Annotated in this window: 16 protein-coding genes and 1 pseudogene; 11 read left to right on the forward strand and 6 right to left on the reverse strand. The window is 58.7% G+C overall.

Annotation, left to right across the window (positions count from 1 at the left end; genetic code table 11):
* The first annotated feature begins 85 nt into the window (after positions 1 to 85).
* The 4 genes from SR894_RS18675 (at position 86) to SR894_RS18690 (ending at position 8,758) form a co-directional block, all read left to right on the forward strand.
* A complete protein-coding gene (locus tag SR894_RS18675) occupies positions 86 to 724 on the forward strand; it encodes an NAD(P)-dependent oxidoreductase (RefSeq protein WP_223288481.1) in 639 nt (212 codons plus the stop codon).
* Positions 725 to 1,189: 465 nt separating this feature from the next.
* Positions 1,190 to 2,167 (forward strand): helix-turn-helix transcriptional regulator, encoded by a 978-nt coding sequence (locus SR894_RS18680; RefSeq protein ID WP_223288482.1) that lies wholly within the window; start codon positions 1,190 to 1,192, stop codon positions 2,165 to 2,167.
* A gap of 112 nt (positions 2,168 to 2,279) precedes the next feature.
* Entirely contained in the window at positions 2,280 to 3,941 is a 1,662-nt protein-coding gene (locus tag SR894_RS18685; protein ID WP_223288483.1) for a ShlB/FhaC/HecB family hemolysin secretion/activation protein, read from the forward strand.
* 56 nt (positions 3,942 to 3,997) lie between these two features.
* Positions 3,998 to 8,758: a two-partner secretion domain-containing protein gene (locus tag SR894_RS18690; protein ID WP_223288484.1), complete on the forward strand. Its 4,761-nt coding sequence runs from the start codon at positions 3,998 to 4,000 to the stop codon at positions 8,756 to 8,758.
* A gap of 199 nt (positions 8,759 to 8,957) precedes the next feature.
* Here SR894_RS18690 and SR894_RS18695 read toward each other — a convergent pair whose 3' ends face one another.
* Positions 8,958 to 11,093, reverse strand: a complete 2,136-nt coding sequence (locus SR894_RS18695) for a PhoX family protein (RefSeq protein ID WP_223288485.1) — start codon at positions 11,091 to 11,093, stop codon at positions 8,958 to 8,960.
* Positions 11,094 to 11,303: 210 nt separating this feature from the next.
* On the opposite strand from SR894_RS18695, the gene hemP reads away from it, so the two are divergent.
* The 7 genes and pseudogenes from hemP (at position 11,304) to SR894_RS18730 (ending at position 17,828) form a co-directional block, all read left to right on the forward strand.
* On the forward strand, positions 11,304 to 11,474 hold the full coding sequence (hemP, locus tag SR894_RS18700; RefSeq protein ID WP_133731487.1) for a hemin uptake protein HemP: 171 nt from the start codon (positions 11,304 to 11,306) through the stop codon (positions 11,472 to 11,474).
* A gap of 121 nt (positions 11,475 to 11,595) precedes the next feature.
* Entirely contained in the window at positions 11,596 to 13,572 is a 1,977-nt protein-coding gene (locus tag SR894_RS18705; RefSeq protein WP_223288486.1) for a TonB-dependent receptor domain-containing protein, read from the forward strand.
* Between the two features lie 31 nt (positions 13,573 to 13,603).
* Positions 13,604 to 14,659 carry a ChuX/HutX family heme-like substrate-binding protein gene (locus SR894_RS18710; protein ID WP_223288487.1) on the forward strand — a complete coding sequence of 352 codons (1,056 nt, stop codon included), beginning with the start codon at positions 13,604 to 13,606 and terminating at the stop codon, positions 14,657 to 14,659.
* Positions 14,656 to 15,549 (forward strand): heme/hemin ABC transporter substrate-binding protein, encoded by an 894-nt coding sequence (locus SR894_RS18715; protein ID WP_223288488.1) that lies wholly within the window; start codon positions 14,656 to 14,658, stop codon positions 15,547 to 15,549. The genes SR894_RS18710 and SR894_RS18715 overlap by 4 nt, the downstream gene beginning before the upstream one ends.
* Positions 15,546 to 16,586 carry a FecCD family ABC transporter permease gene (locus SR894_RS18720; protein ID WP_223288489.1) on the forward strand — a complete coding sequence of 347 codons (1,041 nt, stop codon included), beginning with the start codon at positions 15,546 to 15,548 and terminating at the stop codon, positions 16,584 to 16,586. The genes SR894_RS18715 and SR894_RS18720 overlap by 4 nt, the downstream gene beginning before the upstream one ends.
* Before the next feature lie 53 nt (positions 16,587 to 16,639).
* Positions 16,640 to 17,341 (forward strand): annotated as a pseudogene (locus tag SR894_RS18725) (ATP-binding cassette domain-containing protein); the annotation flags it as partial.
* Positions 17,342 to 17,450: 109 nt separating this feature from the next.
* On the forward strand, positions 17,451 to 17,828 hold the full coding sequence (locus SR894_RS18730; protein WP_246638173.1) for a YbaN family protein: 378 nt from the start codon (positions 17,451 to 17,453) through the stop codon (positions 17,826 to 17,828).
* A gap of 82 nt (positions 17,829 to 17,910) precedes the next feature.
* On the opposite strand, the gene SR894_RS18735 is transcribed toward SR894_RS18730, so the two are convergent.
* The 5 genes from SR894_RS18735 to SR894_RS18755 are packed head-to-tail and all read right to left on the reverse strand — an operon-like array spanning position 17,911 to position 23,853.
* Positions 17,911 to 19,713: an alkaline phosphatase family protein gene (locus tag SR894_RS18735; RefSeq protein ID WP_223288491.1), complete on the reverse strand. Its 1,803-nt coding sequence runs from the start codon at positions 19,711 to 19,713 to the stop codon at positions 17,911 to 17,913.
* A 31-nt stretch (positions 19,714 to 19,744) separates the two neighbouring features.
* The gene (locus SR894_RS18740) at positions 19,745 to 20,890 is read right to left on the reverse strand and encodes a mandelate racemase/muconate lactonizing enzyme family protein (RefSeq protein WP_223288492.1); all 1,146 of its coding nucleotides are present in this window, start codon (positions 20,888 to 20,890) and stop codon (positions 19,745 to 19,747) included.
* A 33-nt stretch (positions 20,891 to 20,923) separates the two neighbouring features.
* Complete coding sequence (locus SR894_RS18745) at positions 20,924 to 22,444, reverse strand: tripartite tricarboxylate transporter permease (RefSeq protein ID WP_223288493.1); 1,521 nt, start codon at positions 22,442 to 22,444, stop codon at positions 20,924 to 20,926.
* A 1-nt stretch (position 22,445) separates the two neighbouring features.
* The gene (locus SR894_RS18750) at positions 22,446 to 22,883 is read right to left on the reverse strand and encodes a tripartite tricarboxylate transporter TctB family protein (protein ID WP_211594069.1); all 438 of its coding nucleotides are present in this window, start codon (positions 22,881 to 22,883) and stop codon (positions 22,446 to 22,448) included.
* Between the two features lie 37 nt (positions 22,884 to 22,920).
* Complete coding sequence (locus tag SR894_RS18755; RefSeq protein WP_223288494.1) at positions 22,921 to 23,853, reverse strand: Bug family tripartite tricarboxylate transporter substrate binding protein; 933 nt, start codon at positions 23,851 to 23,853, stop codon at positions 22,921 to 22,923.
* Between the last annotated feature and the right edge of the window lie 339 nt (positions 23,854 to 24,192).

The following is a 24,192-nucleotide window of genomic DNA, read 5'->3' on the forward strand; positions in this document are numbered from 1 at the left end:
ATAACAGTAAATTACGTTAATCGCTATTTTTCAAATCAATAAAGCGTCCGACAATGCAGCGACTACCCACTTAAGGAGTACTGCTATGAAGATTGCACTGATTGGCGCTAGCGGATTTATTGGTTCCACCCTATTAACTGAGGCGCTCTCCCGCGGCCATCACGTGACGGCGTTAGTGACTCGGCCCGAGCGGGTAGCGCCGCAGGAAAATGTCGTTAGCATTAAAAGCGATGTGTTAAACACCGATGCACTGGCCGAGCAGCTACGCGGTGCCGAGGCCGTTATCAGCGCCTTTAGTGGCCACGCCCAAGAGGATGTTTACGGCTATTACCTCAAAGGCTTTCACTCGATTTTGTCAGCCACTCAAAAAGCTTCGGTACCTAGGCTACTGATAGTGGGTGGCGCGGCAACACTCGAGGTAGCGCCGGGTAAGCTGCTGTTAGATGCACCTGGTTTTCCAGCAGAGTACCGGGCCACGGCGGAAGGGGCGCAAGCTGCCCTTGAAACACTGCGCACCCAAACGGCTCAAGCATGGACGTTTCTCTCCCCCGCTGCTGAGATTTTCTCCGGTGAACGCACGGGCAACTTCCGGCTGGGCGGCGATACGCTACTGACCGATAGCGAAGGCAGCAGCCGTATTTCCGTGCAGGATTACGCCATCGCCATGATCGATGAGTTGGAAAACCCACGACACAGCAATCAGCGTTTCTGCGTTGCGTATTGAGCAAGTTCCCAGAACCTCTCACCAGCGATAGGTGAGAGGTTACCTCCCTCTCCTGTTATAGCTTTGCTTGTCCTGCCTTACCTTGCCTCTACTTCTACCCAAAGTTAGGCATCTATATTGATTAAAACTAATCAAAGCAAAAAAATCGGCCAGAGTAGCAATCTCCAGCCCCTTTTCGGCATTACCTGTGCCACCGCTAGAGAACTGAACCAACCCTTCAGTGTATCGGCCGCTCTTGTGCATGAAGCCGCCATCGGCAGAGCAGCAGAGTCAAGAGCATGAATGGGCACAGTTTTTTTGATGCTGGACATCTTCTGAAAAACCGTATTGACTATTTTCGTGAAGCCCTGTGCTCGGGTGGTGATGTTATTAAAGACCCCGTTATCTGAGCATCAGGATTTCTTTAAAACTGTCCGAATCATTGAGATATATTTTTTGCAGCTCGGGGAAAGGTCGTCACCCAGCATGGCTTACATCACATTTTCCACCTCAAACTATCCTGAAGCAGAGCGCCTTGAGGCCTCCCAGGATATCTACGCGGCCATGGCCAACATCGAAGTCTCGTTGCCCCGTGGCAACGCTCCCGAGATCGAGACCCGCATTCGTCTGCTGCCCGGCATCTCCATTGCGCTGATCAAAACATCCCCCCTTAACGTCAAACGCCGCTCACGGCAGATTCAAGACGGCAACGATGACATCGCCCTACTGTTGAATCCAGCCGGGCGATCCCCCTGGCGCTCTGAGTTAGGGGGCGTTGGCGAGGTAGAGTGTCCTCCCGGCGCTGGCTGTTTTGGCTTCAATGACCGCCCTGGCACCATCGAGTTTCGAGGCAGCCAGACCTATATGCTAAATGTCTGCTTCTCGCGCTCGCTGCTCGGACCGCTGGTTGGCGATATCGAGCGCACCAGTCAATCACCCCGGCTTGCGCCGGAGACCTTCGCCCATTTGGCGCAGTGTGCGATCGAGCTGGTTCGGGCACCAGGGCCGGAAGATCACGACGTTCTTGCCGACACCAACCGACTGCTGGATCTCGCCGCGCTCTCGGTAGGAGCACCCCGCGACATCGCCATCACCGCCCGGCATCGCGGTCTCAAGCAGTCCAGGCTGCGTGCCATCAAGGCCGATCTACGTATCAGCGCCTGGCAGGGCGACACCTCCCTTGGCTGGCTGGCAAAACGGCACGGCGTATCGCCTGGCTATATTCGCGCCATGTTCGAGCAAGAGGGCCTCAGTTTTACCGACTATGTACTAGATCTTCGTCTAGAGCGGGTATTTCACTGTTTGCGAAGCCCCACCTACACCCACAAGAAGGTGGCCGATATCGTCTATGACGCTGGCTTCAATAACCTATCGTGGTTCTACCGCGCCTTTAAGCGCCGCTTTGATCTAACGCCCGGAGAAGTACGCGAACTCGCCTCCTCACCTATCGAAACCCCCGCCTAACCACTACGTGCGACTCGGTGTTGTGGCGCTGAGTGGAAGCCGCTGCCAAAACGCATTGCTAATCTCCCCCCTTTCTAATAATGCAAAGCGTCATTAGGGACGGGGAAACATCGTGAAAAAACTGACCGCCATATCCAGCCTGCAGGCCCTTGGCCTGATGTCCTGCTTTATAGCAATGCCGCTGCAGGCCGCCGAAACCGTAGGCGGCGCACTGCGCGACCTGGAAACTCGACCACTAAGCCTGCCACCCGAGCCGCCCACGGATACCCCAACGTTGACGTCTCCTGACGTAACGGAACAGGACACAGGCGGCCAAACCGTCGATATTCAGGGCTTTCGCTTCACCGGCAACTCAGCGTTCAGTGATGAGCAACTGGCTGCCGTACTGGAGAACCTTCATAGCCAGCCTCTCACCCTCGGCCAGCTTCAGCAGGCGGCCGACCGCATCACGGCCTGGTATCGGCAGCATGACTGGCTACTCGCCCGCGCCCTCCTGCCGCCGCAGGAAATCGATGACGGCTATTTGACGATTCAAATCGTCGAAGGCAGATACGACCGCGTTCAACTGAACAACCAAAGCCACCTGCCGGATCGCCTGCTACGGAATGCCACTCGCGGCCTGAACGCGGGAGACGGCGTGCGCGCAGGCGCACTGGAAAACGCGCTGATGAGCCTCGATGCGCTGCCCGCCAGCCAGGTCAACTCACGGCTTTCGCGTGGCAATGCGGTCGGTACCACGGCGCTGGATATCGATGTCGGCAACCAGCCCCCCCTCAGCGGTTATTTGGCGCTCGACAATTATGGCAATACCTACAACGGCGAATATCGCCTGAGCGGCGGTCTCGAGGTAGCCAACCCCCTAGGGCTAGGTGACCGCCTGCAACTGCAAGCGCTGGTCTCCGATGGCGACCAGCGCTTTTTGAACACCCAGTACGAGCTACCGGTCGGTCCGTGGAACACCCGAGTGGGTGCGAGCTTATCCTGGCTCGACTACGAGCTGGGCAAAGAGTTCGACACCCTCAATGCAGAGGGCAACGCTAAAAGCGGAAGCCTGTATGCCAGCCAAAACTGGTGGCAGCAACGCCGTTGGGGCGTGTCAAGCCGCATCGAATGGCGCTACCGCGATCTAGAAGACGAGCAGCTCGGCATAACCAGCGAGAAAACCTTGCGCAGCGTTACCCTTGATCTCGTCAACGGCTACTGGCGTGATGACCTGCTGGGCGGCAGTGCCAACAGCTATCGCTTGAGCTGGACCCACGGCGAGCTGTCGATGGACAGCCCCTACGCCGCCGCAGCCGACTTTTACGGCACCGAAGGCCATTACCACAAGATCAACCTGGCCTTGCTGCGTCAGCAACGCCTCAGCCAGCGCTTCACCCTGAACATGAACCTGCGCGGCCAGCTCGCCGACGACAACCTGGATTCGGTCGAGAAAATCAGCCTGGGCGGCGCCTACGGCATCCGCGCCTTCCCGCAGGGCGAAGCCTCGGGTGACGAGGGCTGGCTGGCCAGTGCCGAACTGCGCTACGCCGTGAACCCACGATGGCAGCTCGGCGCCTTCCTCGAAGCAGGCGGCATTACCTATAACAAAGACCCGCTAGCCACCGGTGACCGCCATCGTCATCTCCAAGGCGCCGGGGTATCCGCCTACTGGCAACCCCATCACCAATGGCAAATCAGTGCCACCGCCGCCACCTCGATAGATGGCGAAGAGGCCATCAGCGACGAGCCGGAAGACGTTTATCTATGGGGGCAAGTGCAATGGATGTTCTAAACCGAGACGACAAACGAACGAAAGGCCCTAGGCAGTCAGCCGCAAAGGTACGTCATATGTCCCCTTCAGCCCCCACCTTCACCCGCACCGCCCTGGCCATCGCCATCAGCCTGGCCTCTGCCCACCTGCAGGCCGCCGACCTGCCCACCGGCGGTAACATCGTCGGCGGTTCCGGCAGCATCCGCCAGGAGGGCAACAGCCTGGACGTTCAGCAGAACAGCGACAGGCTAATCACCCACTGGGACAGCTTTGATATTGGTGCGGGCAACACCGTCAATTTCCACCAGCCGGGCAGCGACTCGGTGGCGTTGAACCGGGTGATCGGTGAAGACGCCTCGGCGATCTACGGCAACCTCAATGCCAACGGCCAGGTGTTTCTGGTCAACCCCAACGGCGTTTTGTTTGGCGAGGGTGCAGCGGTCAATGTGGGGTCGCTGGTGGCCTCGACCCTGAGCCTCAGCGATGAAGACTTCAATAACGGCCATTACCAGTTCAGCGGTGACGGCAACAATGCTGCGGTTGTAAACCACGGCACCCTCAATGCCGACGGCGGCGCGGTCGCGCTGCTGGGCGGGCAAGTCAGTAACCACGGCATCATTCAGGCCAATCAGGGCACCGTAGCACTGGCCGCAGGTGACCAGATCACCCTGGACTTTGCCGGTGACGGCCTGCTCAACGTGACCGTGGATGAAGGCACCATCGACGCGCTGGTGGAGAACCACCAACTGGTTCGCGCCAACGGCGGTCAGGTGGTGATGACCGCCAACGCTACCGATGCCCTGCTGCAAACCGTGGTCAACAACACCGGCATCGTGGAAGCACAAACCCTGGACAACCAGAGCGGCACCATTGTGCTCAAGGGTGGCTTTAACGGCGGTACGGTCAACGTCGCCGGTACACTGGATGCCTCAGCGCCGGACAGCGGCGACGGCGGCTTTATCGACACCTCTGGTGCCCACGTCAAAATCGCTGGCGGCACCCAGGTCACTACCAACGCCAACAACGGCACCACCGGCGAATGGCTGATCGACCCGACCGATTTCACCATCAGCGCGGGCAGTGCGGTCGAAACCGACAGCGGCATTGGTGCCGATACGCTCTCTGGCAACTTGGCGAACAACAGCATCACCCTGCAAACAGTGGCCAGCGGTAGCGAAGCGGGCGACATCAACGTCCAAGCCGCTGTTACCTGGAACGCCGATACCACGCTGACGCTGGATGCCCATAACGACATCAACATCAACGCGGCCATCACCGCTCAAGGGGCAAATGGCAAAGTCGCCTTGCAATACGGCCAAGCCACTACCGATGGCGGCACGGCGGACTACCACATCAACGCCCCCATCAATCTGCAAAGCGGCAACAACTTCAGCACCCAAAAAGGCTCGACCGGCAGTGTGATCAGCTACACCGTGGTCAACGATGCTGCGGCGCTGCAAGCCATGAACAGCGACTTGACCGCCAACTATGCTGTGGGCAGCAACATTGACCTGGGCAGTATCAGCAATTGGCAGCCGGTGGGAGAGAGTGATCGATTCACTGGCACCTTCAACGGCCTGGGCCACACCCTCAGCAACCTCACCATCGACCGCAGTGGTACGGATTTTGTTGGCTTGTTTGGCGCTACCGCCAGCGGCAGCGTGGTCCGCGATATTGGGCTGGTAGGTGGCAGCGTCTCCGGCCGTAACCATGTCGGCGGGCTGGCCGGCGTCAGCTCAGGTATCATCAGCAACGCCTATGCCACCGGCAGCGTTGAGGGCCGTGAAAGAGTCGGCGGGCTGGTCGGATTTAACCAATCGGGAACCATCGACGACGCCTATACCACCGGTAGCGTTAAGGGCAGTATTAATCAAGTCGGCGGGCTGGTCGGATTTAACCAATCGGGAACCATTAACAACGCCTATGCCTCCGGCAGCGTTGAGAGCTTAAGCAGAGTCGGCGGGCTGGTCGGATTTAACCAATCGGGAACCATCAACAACGCCTATACCACCGGTAGCGTTAAGGGCAGTATTAATCAAGTCGGCGGGCTGGTCGGATTTAACCAATCGGGAACCATTAACAACGCCTATGCTACCGGCAGCGTTGAAGGCCTTGACTACGTCGGCGGCCTGGTGGGGTACAGCCTTGGAACCATCAGCAACGTCTATGCCGCCGGCAGCGTTGAAGGCCGTGACTACGTCGGCGGGCTGGCTGGAAACAACTACGATGACACCATCACCAACAGCTACTGGAACACCGAGACCAGCGGCCAGGCCAGCGCAGTGGGTGCAGGAAGCTCCGCCGGCACCACCGGCCTCACCACCGCGCAGATGTTCGACGCCGCCAACTTCACCGGCTTTGACTTTGCCGGCACCTGGGCCAATGCCGACGATCAAACCACCCCCTACCTGCGCGCGCTGGCCGGCAACCGGGTGTTCAACAAAAACGACCTGCCCACCGGCACCCTCGACGCCACCAACCGCCCGGCGCTCTATACCGTGATCCAGAACGTCGAGCAGCTACAGGCCATGCGCAATGACGTCACGGCCAACTACCTGCTTGGCAACCACATCGACGCCGCCGATACCGCCAGTTGGAACGGTGGAGCGGGGTTTGTGCCCGTTGGGGACGGGACTTACGGTTACAGAGGCGTCTTCGACGGCCTTGGCTATAGCATCAACGGTCTGACCATCAACCGGCCCAATACAAATAACGTTGGCCTGTTTGGAGTGACACTCGGCGGTAGCCAGGTTCACAATATCGGCTTGATCAACGCCGCCATCACCGGCGGTGGCAATGTAGGCGGGCTTGTCGGCGACCTTAACGGGTCTATCAGGCAGAGCTATGTAACCGGCCGGGTCAGCGGAAGACAGTTTGTCGGTGGCTTGGTCGGCCAATCAACTGGTTCCATCAAACAGAGCTACAGTTCGGCTGATGTAACCGGTAGTGGTTCAGATATCGGCGGTCTGGTCGGATACGCCAGCGAATACGGCGCAATTGAAGAAAGCTACGCCACAGGACAAGTCGGCGGCACCGCGCTCCGGATTGGCGGTCTAATAGGTCAATTGCACGGTGATATTGTCAATACCTACTGGAACACCGAAACCAGCGGCCAAACCAGCGCTGTTGGCTCTAGTAGCAGAGGCACCTCTGGTATGACCGGCCTGACCACCGCACAAATGCTGCAAGCCGACAGCTTCACAGGCTGGGATATTGATGCGCAAGGCGGCACGGGCAAGGTCTGGCGTATCTACGAAGGTTATACCGCCCCGTTGCTGCGGCACTTTTTGACCGCCCTTGAAGTCACCGGCGACGACACCAGCGTCACCTATAACGGCACGGAACAGGGCGGCAGTTGGAGCGCCGCTGGCGCGTACGATGCTGATCGCATTTTCGGTCAACCCGTCGGCGGCAAAAATGCCGGTGCCTACGCCCTCGGTATGAACGGCCTGTACTCGGATCAACAGGGCTACGACCTAATCACCACCAGTGGCGGCACCCTGACCATCGACAAAGCCCAGGCCACCGTCACCGCCAACAGTGGTACTACCACCTACAACGGCACAGAGCAGAGCGTTAGTGGCTTTACCGTCGACGGTTTGGTTAACGGCGAAGATGCCAGTGTGCTGACTGGCGTGACCACTAGCGGCGGTAAAGGCACCAATGCGGGTAGCTATGTGCTCACGGTTGGCGGCGGTACCGCCGATAACTACGAGCTGACCTTTGTCGATGGCAAACTGACCATCAACAAGGCCCAGGCCACTGTCACCGCCAATAGCGGCACCACCACCTACAACGGCACAGAGCAAAGCATCAGCGGCTTTACCATCGAGGGTCTGGTTAATGGTGAAGATCAAAGCGTACTGACTGACGTCACCGTCAATGGTGGCGGACGCAACGCCGGCAGCTATACGCTGACCGCCAATGGCAGCGACGGCAATTACGAGCTGACTTTTGTCGACGGCACCCTGACCATCAATAAGGCCCAGGCCACTGTCACCGCCAATAGCGGCACCACCACCTACAACGGCACCGAGCAGAGTGTTGATGGCTTTACTGTTGATGGCTTGGTTAATGGTGAGGATCAAAGCGTATTGACTGGCGTGACCACCAGCGGCGGTAAAGGCACCAATGTGGGTAGCTACACCCTGACTGCCAGTGGCACCGACGGCAATTACGAACTGGCCTTTGTAGACGGTACCCTGACCATCAATAAGGCCCAGGCCACCGTCACCGCCAACAGCGGCACCACCACCTACAACGGCACCGAGCAAAGCGTTAGCGGCTTTACCGTCGACGGCCTGGTGAACGGCGAGGATGCCAGTGTGCTCAATGGGATCACCACCAGCGGCGGCACGGGCACCAACGCGGGCACCTACGTATTGACCGCCAGCGGCAGCGGCAGCGACGGCAATTACGCGCTGACCTTTATCGACGGCGCCCTGACCATCGAGCGTAAGGCCATCGCCGCCGATATCCTGGCTCAAGACAAGCCGTTTGACGGTACGCTGACGGCGGTGTTGGAAGGTGTGCTTAACGGCACCATCAGTGGCGACGACGTAGAGCTTCAGCTCAGTGGCCTGTTCGCGGGCCTCACACCGGGCGAGAACCGTGTGCTGGTTGATGCTTCATTGACCGGCGCTGACGCAGGCAACTATCAGCTCATCATCCCCGACTCGGTGCCTGCCAACATGCAGGGCTTTGTTCAGACCGACGATTATCAGTCAGCTATCGTCAGCCAACCATCGGGAAAACCTAAGCTGAGCGCACCGACCAACGGCGACTACGTGCTTAACGTTGATGATGACGCCCTTATCCTGCCGAACTCAGAACAGTAACTTGCCAGGAGATCGGCCCAGGTACGGGCCGATACAACTGCCATTAAGGGTCAAATGCCATTCAGGCGTTAGAAGCCCGACAGAAAAAGTGTCAGGCTCACCCAGCCTGGAATAAAAAAGCTTCGAACCCGAGAGAGGTTCGAAGCTTTGACATAGCGGCGTCTTAATAGCGGCAGCGCTTTGCACTCAGCGCGTAATTTTAAACCCCAATTGGCCCGCCATCGCGCTTCTGAATAACAACGGTCGAGGCCCGCGGGCGTACTTGTCCGCTGGCCGCAACGGTGGCATCTTGCACAAGCTCGCTACCATCGGCTGGCCAGTTACCGGGGTGCTGAATGTTAATGAACAGCGCGGTTTTATCCGGCGTGGCAAAGATACCCGTCACTTCACAGCCGTTCGGCCCCACCGCAAAGCGCTTAAGCTGCTGCTGGTTGCTGCGGTTAATCACCGGGCCGGTTCCCTGGATGTCGTCTAGCCCATTAGGTACCACGGCAAGCAACTGATCGTTGGTGTACTCGGTCACCCCATCATAACCATTATCGGTCTGGATCCAGAGGATACCCTGACCGTCTTCTCGCTCGTCGAACCAGAGTCCGTCGGGGCTGGCGAACTGATTCATTTCTGTCAGGCCTGAGTGGTTATCTGCATCGTCAGCGGCAGCGCCGAACACAAACACCTCCCAAGTGAAGGCATTCGGGAGCCGGCTTTCGCGCCAGCGGATAATATGCCCCGCTTCGTTATTAGCGCGAGGGTTGGCGGCATTGGTAGGCGCTAAATCGTAACCAACACCTACCTGTTCCAGACGCTCACCGTCATTAGTATAAGTTGGGGATGTCTCTTCAGCGGTACGCTGCGTGTTATTGGTGAGGGTGAGATACACCTCACCGGATGCAGGATCGACGGAAGCCCACTCAGGGCGATCCATTGGCGTGGCACCCAGCAAATCCGCTGCATCGCAGGTGTTGATGATGATACCTGCCGCATCATCGTCGGCTAGCCCCAACGCCGCCGCCAGTGTGCGACCATCGCGCGTTTGGGTGCTAGGCGTTAGCGGCAGCCATTCGCCGCTGCCGTCAGCGTGGAAACGGGCCACATAGAGGGTGCCGTTATCCAAATATTTGTTGCCAATGGCAAGACGATCGTACTCTTCACCTGGGCGGTTGGCATCGGCGGGATCCCAGGCGGCATCAGAGACATATTTATATACGTACTCGTTGCGGGCATCGTGCCCTGAGTAGTAAACCACTGGCTGACCGGCTTCCAGCTTGCCTAACCAACACCCTTCATGACGGAAACGCCCGAGTGCCGTACGCTTAACCGCCAATGCATCACTATAGGGATCAACTTCCACCTGGTAGCCGAACGTGCGTGCTTCGTTGCGGTAATCATTTTCAGCACGCTCGCCGCGCGGGGTAATATCGAAGCGAGCAAATTCGTCATTCTGTTCAGAGGCATCACCTGCCGAAGTATCCCAACCATAGCGGCTTTTATCGGTGGGAATACCAATCCGGGCATCGTCCTGGAAGCGTTCACCGCGGTTCACAAAGATATCGGGCCAGTTCTCTTCACAGGCAATATAGGTGCCCCAGGGCGTTACCCCGTTACCACAGTTATTGTTGGTACCACGGGTTTGGGTACCCTCAGGCGAAAAGCGGGTTTTGACGTAGTCACTGCCCGCCACTGGCCCGGAAAGTTCCATCACCGTCGCGCTGGTGAGGCGACGGTTATAGCGCGACCCTGGCACGTGCGCCCATTGGCCGCTGGCGTTCTTTTCGACCTCAACAAGGGTAACACCGTGAGCGTTGATTTCGGTGCGCGACTCCTCTGCTGGCCGCTGACCCTCATCCGCATTAGTGGGGCCACCTTGAGGCGCCCATAGCGCTGCTTGGTCGATATATTCATTGTTGAGCGCCAGCACGAAACGACGCGAGGCGTTGTCGGTATCCAGGGCAAAACCGGCCATGCCGTCATGGTGCATGCCCACACTCTCCGCCTGACGCTCAGCGGTCATTGGCTGTTCGGGCTGCCAGGTAATATTTTGGTTCAGCGGCGTGCCCCACGGCACCAGGACCTGGGCCACGTAACCTTCCGGCACCACCACGGCATCGGTGCGTGACCCTTTAACCGCTTCAAACGCCAGTGTCAGGGGTGTTTTTTGGGCGCCGCTTGCGGCAAGCGCTTGAGCAGCACCGCCAAAGCTAAGCATCGAGGCAGCCGCCATGCTCAAACCACCGCGCATCACGTCGCGCCGTGACACATGGCGCGCCAATACTTCCGCAAAAGGTTGATTGCCGCTGTGGTTAAACAGGCGATGATCTTCGATCTCTTTACTCATTTTGGTCTCCCCCTGATCGTTTGTAAGTCAACGATTAAACGTTAGGAGACACTAAAGAAGCTTAATGACAGCAAGATGACGGCATGCCTGCATTTAGATGAAGAACAGTCGAATGCTAGCCACTTTTACTCCCCAAACCCTATTGAGGGATGTCTGCAACTCTGCTAAATTAACGCTAATAGTTATCATTAACACAGGAGTTACTCTCTCATGCAGTTACCCGCCAAGGGCACTGGCCAGGGAGATACGTCGGCCTCGACGCCCCACGAGGTGAATAGCAAAGAATTACTTGGTAACTCAGGCCAGTTGGTTATTCACCATGAACAGCGCCGCTATGTGTTGCGCCGTACTAAAAACGGCAAGTTAATCCTTAACGCCTAACGCCCTTAAACATCTAAATACCTAATTAACTTATTGATTCTAAAAAGCAAAGCCAGCCAGGTAGCCCATCGCACCCAGCCAGCGACCTCTTCCACTTATCCCTGTTGGAACTCTCTGGCTCATGAAACATACACGCACCTTTAGTGGCCTCTGTTTAACGCTGCTCCCACTACTCGCCGCCCAAGCAGACGACGCCGAGCTTAACCCTGTGACGGTCACCGGCACCCGGGCGCCTACGGATCTTTCACAGGCGCCGCTAATTATCGATATTATTGATCGCGATGATGCGGTGCTGGCCACCGCCAGCCGGGTCGAAGACGTACTTAGCCGCCAACCCGGCCTGCATGTGGCTGGACAAGGGCGTCGAAATGGCCAGACCTTAAGTATGCGCGGTTTTGGCAGTAAAGGTGTGCTGGTGCGATTAGACGGGGTACGCCAGGATATCTCCACCGGTCATATCGGTAACTTCTTCCTCGACCCTGGCTTGATTCAAGAAGTACAGATAGCGCGCGGTGCGCTCTCCAGCCTTTACGGCAGCAATGCCATGGGCGGAGTGGTCAGCTTCACCAGTGTGGATGCCAACGACCTGCTTGCTCCCGGCGAAGATAGCGGCGTACGCCTATCGGTAGGCGGCACCACTGCCAGCGATGAGCTGCGGGGCAGCCTGACGGCCTTTGGCCGCCGCGATACCGCCAATGGCCAGGTGGATGGTCTCTTTTCAATCGGTCGCAGTGAATCCGGTGATATTCGCCGCGCCGGGGGCGATGAAGCCGAAGAGGATGCAACGCTCAATAGCCTGCTGCTAAAAGGCGGTTGGGAGCCAAGCGACGATCAGCGGCTATTTATGAGCTGGCAGCACTACGACGAACGCGCCACCCAGCCCGCCAACCCACAGCAGCTTTCCACCGATGCCAGCAATCCGCTGCGCGATCGCGATGTGGAAAGCAACAACGTCCAGTTGGGCCACCGCTGGCAGCCCAGCGCTGCCACCGAAGTCACTTCGCAGCTGACCTTTAGCCAGCAGGATATCGATGAGCCCCAGGCCAACCGCACCTTAGAGCGGGTCGGTCTCCAGAGCGACGGTTTCCACACCATGGATCACGGCTGGCTCTCGCAAACGCTGGTGTTCGGCGCCGAGCTGGAGCAGGCACGCCAACGGCCAGATGGCGAAGCGAATGGCTTCCCTAAAGCCGATATCGACACCCAGGCAGCCTATCTCGACACCACCCTCACCGCAGGACGCTATCTAACCGATGGCGGCGCCGGGCAGTTTGACGTTGGCTTGGGAGCCCGCTATGACCGTTACGACGCCAGCGGCCAAAACGGCGCTGATAGCATCCACGACCAAGTGTCACCGCGCTTTCGCCTTGCTTGGCGACCCGACGATGCCCTGATGCTGTTCTCCGGGTACGCCGAAGCCTTCCGTGCCCCTAGCCTTTCCGAGCTTTACGCCAACGAGCGCCACTTTGCCGGTTTCTGCGCTGGTCCCTTCTTTTGTACACCGGATAACTACTGGATTCCCAATCCCAATCTCTCGCCTGAATCCAGCCACACCTGGGAAAGCGGCGTGGTCTGGCATCAGGGCGATTGGCAGGTTCGTGCCAGCTACTTCGACACCCGCGCCGACGATTTTATCGACACCCACGTCGACATCATGGCGGGCACCACCCAGGCAGTGAACGTTCAGCGCGCCCAGCTATGGGGCTATGACGCCCGGGTGACCTGGCAGCCTAGCGCTTTCCCGTTACTCACCAGCTTTATGGGCCTTTCGGAAGTCTCCGGCAAAGACCGTGATTCTGGCGAGCCCCTAGGCAGTCAAACACCCCTGGAAGCCACCCTGGGTAGCGAAGTGGCGCTGTACAGGAGCGATATCCGCCTGGGCTGGCAAGCACGCTTTGCCCAATCTTTCGATAAGCAGGGCGATGACGAGCGCCTTCCCGGTTACGGCCTACACGATGTGCATCTCGCCTGGCAACTCACCACGGCCGTGGATACTTCGCTGCGCCTTGCCAATGTTGGCGACAAGGTATGGTACCGCCCCGACGGTAGTCTGGGCGATGGGCGCAGTCTTTTCGCCACCCTTAACTGGCAGTGGTAAATCCATACAGTCAACCCGATAGAGGTGCGTCATGATTCCATCCCAACAGATCGCGATTATTGAAGCCTTTGACGCCGCGCGCGCCGCGCAGCCGCGGCTACCTGCGATTGAGATTGCCGAGCGCTTATCGATCAGTGAAGGCGAGCTACAGGCCGCCCGGTTAGGCCGCGACGTATGGACGCTGCCGCTCTCGCCCAGCGATATCGCCGCCTACCTGCCCCAACTGGGGCGGGTGAAGGCGTTGACTCGCTCCCGGCTGGCCGTGCTAGAGCAAACCGGCGACTACCCTGAACTAAGCGGCGGGGAGCATACTGGCCTGTTGCTCGACCCTGGCGGCCTGGATTTACGACTGCTCTACACGAACTGGCACTGGGCCTGCCTGATTCGTGATCCTATGCCGGCCACCAGCGCGGAAGAAGCGCAGTGGCGCTGGAGCCTGCAAATATTCAACCAGCATGGCTGCGCCGTTCACAAATGCTTTGCCCTGGAGAACCCACTACCGCGCCCCTGGGGTGCACTTGCGGCATTAGGCACTAGTAACTCGCCTGCCTTTACCCAGAGCCTGCCCCGCCTAAAGCGGCCGCTGCATGAAGCGCCTACCCTGGCCAGCGAGTGGGGGGCGATGCGCGACGTGCACCAGTTCTTTGCCCTCCTCCAGCGCCATCATCTGGAGCGCATTGAGGCCAACCAGTTGATGGAAGGCCGCTATACCCGAACGCTGCCTGTGAATGCCCTGGAAACGGTGCTTCAAAACGCCAGCCTACGCGCGCTGCCATTGATGCTGTTTGTCGCCAGTCCCGGCTGCGTGCAGATTCGCACCAGCACCCTGCCCACCCCGCAACGGGCCCGCGGCTGGCTGAATCTGTTCGGCGAGCAGTTCACTCTGCACCTTGATGACACGGCTATTGACCAAGTGTGGCAAGTCAGCAAGCCCAACCGCGACGGCGGCGTGACCAGCATTGAAGCCTTCGATGCCGAAGGTTCGCTAGTGCTGCAACTTTACGCGGAACGCCAGGAAGGCCACGCGGAGCGTCGCGAGTGGCGGCAATTGCTGGATGAACTCGGTAGCCAAGAGGCGGTGGCATGAACGCAAAACGCCTGATACGCCGCTCACTGGCAGTACTGCTGATGGGGTGGCTAACCGCCGGGGCCGCATTGGCTAGCGAACGCTGGGTGGTGCTGGGCGGCGATATTGCCGAAACCCTGGCCGCACTGGACGCCGATATTAATGTGATCGCTCGGGATGACACGGTCGTGCATCCACCCGCCATGGCGGAGCTACCCTCGGTGGGTTACCTGCGCCAGCTCTCCGCTGAAAGCGTCCTGTCGTTTAAACCTGACCGGGTGTTAGCCGCCGGTCACGCAGGCCCCAAGGAAGTGCTGGAGCAACTGGCGGCTGTCGATGTCAGCGTAGAGATTATCAACGCCCCACCCACCCTCAATGCCATTGCCGATAAAGTCCGCGCCGTTGGCCGATTAACTGACCGTCGCGACGCGGCAGAAGCCTTGGCAGTCGCCTTGAGCGACAAACTTGACTGGCTAGCCAGCATGCCCGTCCTACCGACGACCCGAGCCATGTTTATCATGCAGCATAGCGGCTTAACACCCCGTGCGGCGGGCAGCGATACGGCAGCGCATAGCGCGCTCGAAGCGGTGGGCTTGGCAAATGCCTTCGCAGAGATGCAGGGCTACCACAGCGTGGGTGCCGAAGCTCTGGCCCGGCAAGCGCCGGAGGTTGTGATTGTCTCCGAACGGGGCCTGGCGGCAATGGGCGGCGAAGCCGCGCTATGGCAGTTACCCGGTATGGCGTTAACTCCCGCTGGCCGAGAGCAACAGTTGATTGTCGTTGATGACCAAGCGCTGCTTGGCTTTGGCCCGCGCACGCCTGATCAGCTACTCACCCTGCGCCAGGACGTTGAAGCACTATTGGGAGCATCGACTAGCATTCATAACAGCACCGCCCAGCTAAGCCCATGATAGCCATTCTTCACACTGGCCGTTTCCGAGTGCAACTGCCGGTTAGTCGCACTACCCGCGTGCTCGTCGGATTAACCGTTACGCTGCTGCTGGCCTTAGGCTGGGCGGCCGCCTCTGGTGCGCTGGGCATCTCCCCGTGGGAAGTACTCCGCGGCCAAGCCGATCCGCTCAGCGTGCAGGTGTGGTGGCAACTGCGCCTGCCGCGCTTACTGCTGGGCGTGGCAGTGGGTGCAATGCTTGCCGGTAGCGGCGCCGCCATGCAAGGGCTGTTTCGTAACCCGCTGGCCGACCCTACTCTGCTTGGCCTTGCCAGCGGTGCCGGGCTTTTCGTAGCAGTGTGGATCGTGCTGTTTCAAGACAGCGGCGCAGGCAGCCTTTACGGTCAGTTTGCGGCAGGCTTTCTGGGCGCCTTATGCGTCTGTTTGATTGTCTTTGGCATCGCCAAGCGCCAAGGCGGCGGCAGTGCCGCTGTGATGACCCTGCTACTGGCTGGTTTGGCCATCAACACCCTAGCCGGGGCTGGCGGTGGGGTTTTAGCCTTTATCGCCAGCGATGAACAGCTACGCCAGCTTAGTTTATGGGGCATGGGTACGCTCACTAACGCCCTGTGGCGCACCACGGCGCTCGCCCTCGTCCTGATTGCCGTTGCCCTATGGCTATTGATGCGCAGCGCTCGTGAACTCGACCTGCTCCAGTTGGGTGAAGCTACCGCCCATGCGGCGGGACTGGATGCGGCGCGTTTAAAACGCCGCGTGGTGATCGCGACCTCACTGGGAGTAGGAATCTGTGTGGCGCTCACCGGCGTCATTGGCTTTTTAGGCCTGCTGGTGCCCCACTGCCTGCGGCTTTGGCTAGGGCCTGGCCACCGGCTGTTGCTACCCGCCTCAATGATCGGCGGCGCGCTACTGCTGGTTGTGGCTGACACCTTGGCCCGCACCGTCGCTGCCCCGGCGGAAATCCCCGTCGGGCTGCTGACTAGCCTACTCGGCGGCCCTTACTTCCTGTACCTACTAATGCGCAGGAACCGAGCATGCTAACGCTCCATCAGGCTGGTTTAACCACCACACCTACTATCGCCCCACTAGATGGCACGATTCGCCCCGGCGAGCTGCTAGCCATTGTCGGCCCCAACGGCGCGGGCAAGAGCACGCTGCTCAGCATGCTGTCGGGGTTTCGAGCTGCCGAGCAGGGAGAGCTACATCTGGATGGCAACCCCCTGCGCGAATGGCCCATCGCCGAACTTGCCAATCGCCGAGCGTTGGTCGCCCAGCAGGAGTTACCCGGCTTTGACTGGCAAACCGACGAGCTGTTGAGCCTAGGCAGTAACCCGTCCAAATCTCTGGTCGCGGCGCTACTTGACGACCTGGATCTCACCCACCTCGCCAAGCGCAGCGTGCTCTCGCTTTCCGGCGGCGAACGCCAGCGGGTGATGATCGCCCGAGGCGCCTGCCAGCTACTCTCAAGGTGTTCTCCCACCGCCAAGGATGGCGGTATTTTACTTCTGGATGAGCCTACCAGCGCCTTGGATATCGGCCAGCAGCAGCGCCTGATGCGCCAACTGCGCGGTTGGGCCACGCAGCACCGCATGGCCATTGTTTGCGTGCTCCACGACCTTAATCTCGCCAGCACCTACGCTGACCGGGTATGGTTGCTGCATCAAGGGCAGCGTATTGACCACGGCCTACCCAACCAGGTGCTCAACCCCGCAACCATCGCGAGGGTTTACGCAGCCGAGCTGCAGCACATTGAGGGCGGCCCCCATGGCAAGCCCCTGCTCGCCCTGGCGCCTTAAGACGGCTTTTAGCAGCCAACGAGTCAAGTGGCAAAGCCCTCATATAAGTCCATACTTATCCATACGTAACGGGCAATATAGGCATCACCGTGCCAATTGGGGAGCAAGAATGAGACTGATCAGCCTCATGTGGGTAATGCTGGCAGGGATGAGTTTTAGCATCGGTGTGTTAGGCATTTTTCTACCCCTGCTGCCGACCACCGTGTTTATGCTAATGGCTGTTTACTCTGCCTCCAAAGGCTCACCGCGCTTTGAGGCATGGATTCGCTCCCGCCAGTATGTCGGGCCACTGCTGGTTAACTGGGAGCAAGAGCGCGCCATACCCCGGCGCGCTAAGTTGGCGGCTGTTAGCATGATCGCATTGAGTGCACTGATCACGGCTTGGTCGCTCGGCCCCGGCTGGACACGCTGGGGCGTGATCGCTCTACTAATGCTGATTGCCGTTTGGCTGGCTACTCGGCCAGAGCCTTCGTCTTCTAATGAGTAAAGCTTGGCAGTGGTGGCTAACACGGCTTTAACGCTACAAAATTCTGCGCTGTTAACGCCTAACATTTCGCGGCAGCGGCCTGCTATCTAACATCTTCGTCTAATAGCGCATTCAGCGGCATGCCATCGAGGGTGGTGGAGTCTAGCCCCAGCAAGCGTGCGAACGTGGCCCCGGCATTGTCCATTCGCTGGATGCCGCGTTGGGTATCGAAGGGTATCCTGGAGCCGGGCAGTATTCCCTCACCGTGCAGGATCGCCAAACCATGATTGGAGGCGAATGCGGTGCTGGCGGACGGTACCTGAGGGCCGTGGTTAGCTCCGGCGCTTTCAACGGCAGCCACGGTATCACCACGTCTATTGACACCCCATACGAACCCGGAGGCATAGGCGAACATTACATCCCCGGCGTTTTCACCCCAGTACCCCAATACACTGGCATCCTGCTTCTTGAGAGCGAAAGCGACCACGTTACTCTCGCCTTGCGGGGTATCGATATACCACGTGCTCAACGCCTTGAGGATGCGTGTCTGCACCTCGGCCACATCAGCCTCGGAAACGATTCCCTCGTCCAGGATGTCTCGATTGACAAAGACCTCCAGGCCACCGCGCTCATCCTTAAGGAAGGCCTGGCTACGCTGACGTATTGGTCGGCCATTTTCATCGAGTGTACAGAGCCCGAACGCAGCCAGTCGCCGGTGGATATCACAAAGGTAATGGTTCGGCACGTCACCATGATCCGAAGCGAGCACGATCACGGTGTCCTCGCGGCGCCCGGCCAGCAGGCGGCCCACTGCATCGTCGAGCACTTGGTACGCAGTACGGATGGTGTTCAAGTAACGTTCCTGCCCATCGGAAGTGAAGAATGGGGATTCCGGGTCGCAATAGGCCAGACAGGTATGATGGGTTTCGTCATTGAGACGGAACACCGTGGCAAACAGGTGAAAGTCCTCCTCGTTCAGCAAGGTCAGGGCACTATCGACGAGCCAATCCAGTTGGTAGCGACCCTCTTCTAAGCTGGTCTCGAAATAGGGCGTGTCGGGATCCGCTGACACGGCCCACTTGGAGATGAATGGCCCGTGGCGTTGTGTCAGCTTCTCGGCCAGGGCCAGGTGGTTGCCCAGCCGTTCGGGCATGGTGATCTGTGATTGCAGCAGATCCACGTGCCTCCGCTCGGCATCGTAGGCCAGCAGCTTGAAGCGCACATGCCCCCGCTCGTCTCCGGCCTCGATGGGCAACCAGTCACTCCATTCGCCGACGCCCAGTGTCGCCGCACACTCGTTTAGCGTCAGTCGGAGCCGCGTGTCGGCCACTGGGCTCAAGGTCACTGCCAGACTAGCGCCGGCATTGAGCCGGATTAAGGCGTGATAGCCATCCTCCGAGCGCTCGATTGCGTGGCGGTTGTGCTTCTGGTGATGGGCTAGGCTACCGCTGGGTGGCCAGCCCAGCGCCTCGTTCTGGGCAACGTTGGGCCACTGGGAAAGATCCGTGCTATGCACGCCGGCCGGGGCCATCTCCATGGGGGCCGGGCCTTTACCGCTCCAGAACGGCGCCAGACAGAGATCGTTCTTGCCGGTGGGCTTGAGTGACTCGGGGAAGTGCACCAGCGCACAATTTTGTCCTGCTTCGGTCATCAACTCCAACAAGTGCCGCGTACCACTAGGAGAGATGCGCTGCCCGACCCAACTGTTCCCTGGTGCCTGCCCGGTCAAGAAGTTGACGAAGTTGGTGTCTCCCCAGGTCGAGATATAGGGCATAAGCCGGGTTGTTCCACCCTCGCGACGCAATCGATCAATATGGGGAAGTACACCTTCATGGCAAAACCTATCGACCAACTCGGGAATCAGACCGTCGACGCCCAGCACCAATACTTTTTTCGCGTTGTACATACATTGCTCCCTTGGCTAGAACATGCGTGCTTCAGAGTCGATAACGGTCGATGACATTTCGGTCGATCTCGATACCCAGCCCAGGTTTGTCGGGGATCTCAACATAACCCCGTGTGTTGAGCGCGAACTCACCACCAATCAGTTCCTGACGGAAGGGGTGCGCTGATTGGTCGTACTCGAGCATCGGTTCGTCCGGGTTCAGCGACAGCGGCTGTGGCGGCAGTGTGGCAATGAATTGCACGGCAGCGGCGAGGCCGATGCCGGTGCCCCACACGTGTGGAATTAGCGGCACGTGCCAGGCCTGGGCTAGCGCGGCGATCTTGCGGCACTCCGTGAATCCGCCGGCGGCTCCTAGGTCAGGCTGGATAATATCCAGCGCGCCCTCGCTGATCAGCTCGCGATAGCCAAACTTGGTATACTCGTTCTCACCAGCAGCCACATAAGTGCGCGACACGCCCTTGAGCTCGCGGTAACCATGACGATTCTCGGGGCTGAGCGGTTCCTCGAAGAAGTGCACCCGCGTATCTTCGAGTTCCATGAGGATGCGACGTGCCGCCGGCACGTTATAGGCGCAGTTGGCATCCATCATCAGTTGGACATCGTCACCGACCGCTTCCCTCACCGCGCGCATGTCACGAATGTCCGATTCGACACCAAAGCCGGTCTTGATCTTCATTGCCCGATAGCCGTTGGCTTGGTGGCGCAATGCCTCTTCCACAATATCCTCGGGGTAGCATCCGTCTTTGCGGCGATAGAAGCCGGTCGCATAGGGACAGATCTCTCGCCGAAACGCGCCGCCCATGAGCCGATGAATCGGCTGCCCCAACGCCTTGCCGAAAAGATCCCATAGGGCAATGTCTATCGCTGCTATGCCAAACAGCGCTGCCCCTTTCTGCCCATAGGGCCGAGTGTGGTTATACATCTCTTCCCAAAGCACCTCGTGATCGAACACCGAGCGACCCATCAGCAAAGGTTTTAAAGCATACTCCACGACGGCCTGGGCGACCTGCGGCGGCTGAAGGCCATGATTGATCGACTCACCCCAGCCGATCAGACCATCTTCTGTATGAACCTCAACCAGCATGGCAGTGCGCTGATGAACCCACCCTTGCGAGAAGGCGAAGGGTTGTTCGAGCGGGGCGGAAAGCACGTGTGTTTTGATGTCGGTAATGATCATGTGGCGTATCCAGTAACGAATTCGAAAAGGGCCTTACTTGGCTGAGTTGCTCTCGGCGTGCCGGGAGGCGGTCGATGCCTGGCGCTGCTGGGCGATGCTCGACCACACGGTCCAGACGATAAACAGCGCGAGCAACGAAAACAGTGTCATGGAAATCCCGCTATGGGTGAAAAATTCCAGGAAGTCGCCGCGTTTGATCAGCAGGCCGCGACGCAACGAACTTTCCAGCTCTGGGCCCAGCACCATACCTATTACAAGTGGTGCCATCGGATAATCAGCGCGGCGCAGGGCGTAAGCCAGGATGCCGGTCATAGCGGCTACCACTAGATCGAGCGGATTGCCGCGCACCGTCGCGGCACCGATGAAGCTGAAGATCACGATGGCGGCCATGATGTAGCCCTGATGCAGCCGGAACAGGTAGCGAAACAGGCCAATGGAGGGTTTGCTAAGGATCAGCATGGCGACGTTGACGATGATCAGCACGATGAACAGGGAGTAAACCGTCTGTGCTTGATCGACCATCAACCGCACACCTGGCGTTATGCCATGGATCACCATCGCGCCCATCATCATCGCCGTGACGACATCTCCGGGAATGCCTAGCGCCAGCGTGGGAATGAACGAGCTGCCGGTCACCGCGTTGTTGGACGACTCTGAAGCAATGATGCCATCCGGCTCACCTTTGCCCAGGCGATCGCGGCGTGGGGACAGCTTTTGCGCTGTGGCATAGCTGATAAACGCTGCAGCGGCCGCCCCGGTGCCCGGCAGTGCGCCGATAAAGCTGCCGATCAACGAACCACGTACCAACTCCACCAAGCGCTTGAACCACTCACTTAGCTTGGGAAAGCGCAAGGTGGCCTCAGGGATCTTCGCACTGGGGTCGTCTCGCGTGGCAAAGCGCATGAAGATTTCCGAGAGTGCGAACGCACCAACCACTACCGGAATCAGCGTCAGCCCCGAAGACAGGGCGTAGCTGCCAAAGGTGAAGCGGTCGGCTCCGGTGATGGGATCCGATCCCACCATGGAAAGAAAAAAGCCGACCATGCCACAAACCAGCCCCTTCATGACGCTACCCTTGGACACGCCCACGATGCACATCATCGCCAGGCAGATGAGCGCGAAGACTTCTATCGAACCGAAGTTGACGGCGAATTTAGCGAGTTGCGGCGCGCAGAAAATCAAAATTACGCAGGAGAATACACCGCCAAAGAAGGACGCGAACGTCGCCCAACCCAGTGCTTCGTCGACACGCCCTTGCTGTGTCATAGGGTAGCCGTCAAAGGTCGTCGCTGCCGACTGGGGCGTGCCAGGGGTGTTGATGAGAATAGCGGTAATCGACCCACCATAGACCGAGCCGCAGTAAACACCGATCAACAGCGCCATACTGGTAATGGTGTCCATGCCAAAGGTAAAAGGAAGGAAGATGGTCAGCCCCACCACTGATCCGAGGCCAGGCAGACCACCGATGATTATCCCCGCCCAGGTACCTATGACAATGGCGAGCAAAGCCTGCCAAGTGAAGGCATCACTCACCGCGGCAAGAATGATATCCATGTCACAGCGCTCCACTGTTTAAGAGTGTCGGCAATCGAATCAGCAACACATGGTGAAACAGGAACCACAGACCACCGGCGATCACCAGCGTACCCACCGCCAACGGCAGTGGGCGACGCAGGCGAAACATCCAGAGAGTCAAGGCGACGAGCGGCAGCGAGGGGATCAGAAACCCCAGGCTCGCCACGGCGATGGCAGCGATGAGTAAGGCCGCCATCAATACGGGGAGTGTCGACAGCGACCCGCTGCCCATCCCCGATACACGTGAAAGCTCTACGAGCGTGATCGCCAGGGCGATCACGCACCACAAGGTCAAGACAATGCGCGGAACCAGCATGGCATCGGCGGGACCGCTCCAGGCATGGAACGCTAGCACGACACCGATCAGGAACAGCCCCAGAGCCAGCAATACCCTGGGGTGGGCCAATCTCGCAACCATGATGCTTACCTCGCTAAATCGTTATGCCTTGGTCGTTTCAATCAAGCAGGCCTGCATCACGCAGCACCTGCTTGTTGGCCTCGAAGCGTTCCTTCACGAACGACTCGAAGTCGTCCGGCCCGAGGTAGGCAATGTTGACGTTGGCCCGTTCGGCAAAGCTCTTGAACTCATCGGACTCCATGGTGGCCTTGCATGCCTGAGTAAACTGATCGGCACGCTCCTGGCTGATGCCCTTAGGCGCCACGACACCCTGCCAAACGGAGAAGTCCATGTCCGGCACACCCTCGAGTTCGCCGATGGTCGGCACATCGTCGTAGCCTTCCAGGCGTTGCTCAGCGAATACCGCCAGAGGCCGGAGGTCGTAATTGGTGAGTACGGTCTCGGTGTCCGCGAAGATCTGGATTTCATTACCCGCCAGCGCGTTCATGGCCGGGCCGGAACCGCTATAGGGGATATGTGCAGCATCAAGATCGCTTTCGCTTACCAGGGCGGCGACCGCCAGTTGGGGCAAGGTGCCGGGGCCGGATGAGCCATAGAACAGCGGTTCCTCCTGGGAGGCGGCAACGAGCTGATCGAAGTTCTCGATATCAGAAGACTTCGACACCATCAGGAACATCGGGTTAGACGTGGTTCGGCAGATATAGGTGAAGCTTTCCGGCCCGTAGGAAAGGTCTTTCAACGATGGCTGAATGCTGAGCGCGCCGGCCGGTTCGTAGCCGATTATGTTGGGGTTGCCTTCACTCTTGGCGACCTCGCTGGTGCCAACCGTGGCGCTGGCGCCGGCAAGGTTGCGAACGACCGAGGTGACGCCAAGCTTCTCGGAGAAAATCGGTTCGAAACTACGTGCGACGATATCCGTAGCGCCGCCCGCCGCGAATGGGACAACGATTTCTAAGGTCTCTTGGGCTTGAACAGCATGTGAGGCCCCGATGAGAACCATCAGAGCCAGGGAGTGGCGTATAGGCTTCATTATTGTAATCTCCTTTTCGTATCGCTACGAAATTTTCCATAGCTGATGCTTTTATTTTGAATTTAACGTCAGTTTCTATCATTTGCGTACTTTCCACGCTTTAATCGTAGCGCTACGATATGAGAGGTCAATAATGAAATGATTGTCCATTGGTCGAATAGCTAGCTATCGGGTTATCACTCAAGGTCTGCGCTAATACCGCTACCAGCACGCGCTTTATCCAGCATGATCAATTATGAATTCAACGTTATGAGATAACTGTTCAGCCTAATCGAAAGCATGCAAGGATCTGTTTCGAAAAGAAAACGGGTAGAGAGGGAAAGTGAAAAAACGCAAACG

It is taken from the genome of Vreelandella neptunia (assembly GCF_034479615.1).
Taxonomy (GTDB): Bacteria; Pseudomonadota; Gammaproteobacteria; order Pseudomonadales; family Halomonadaceae; genus Vreelandella; species Vreelandella neptunia.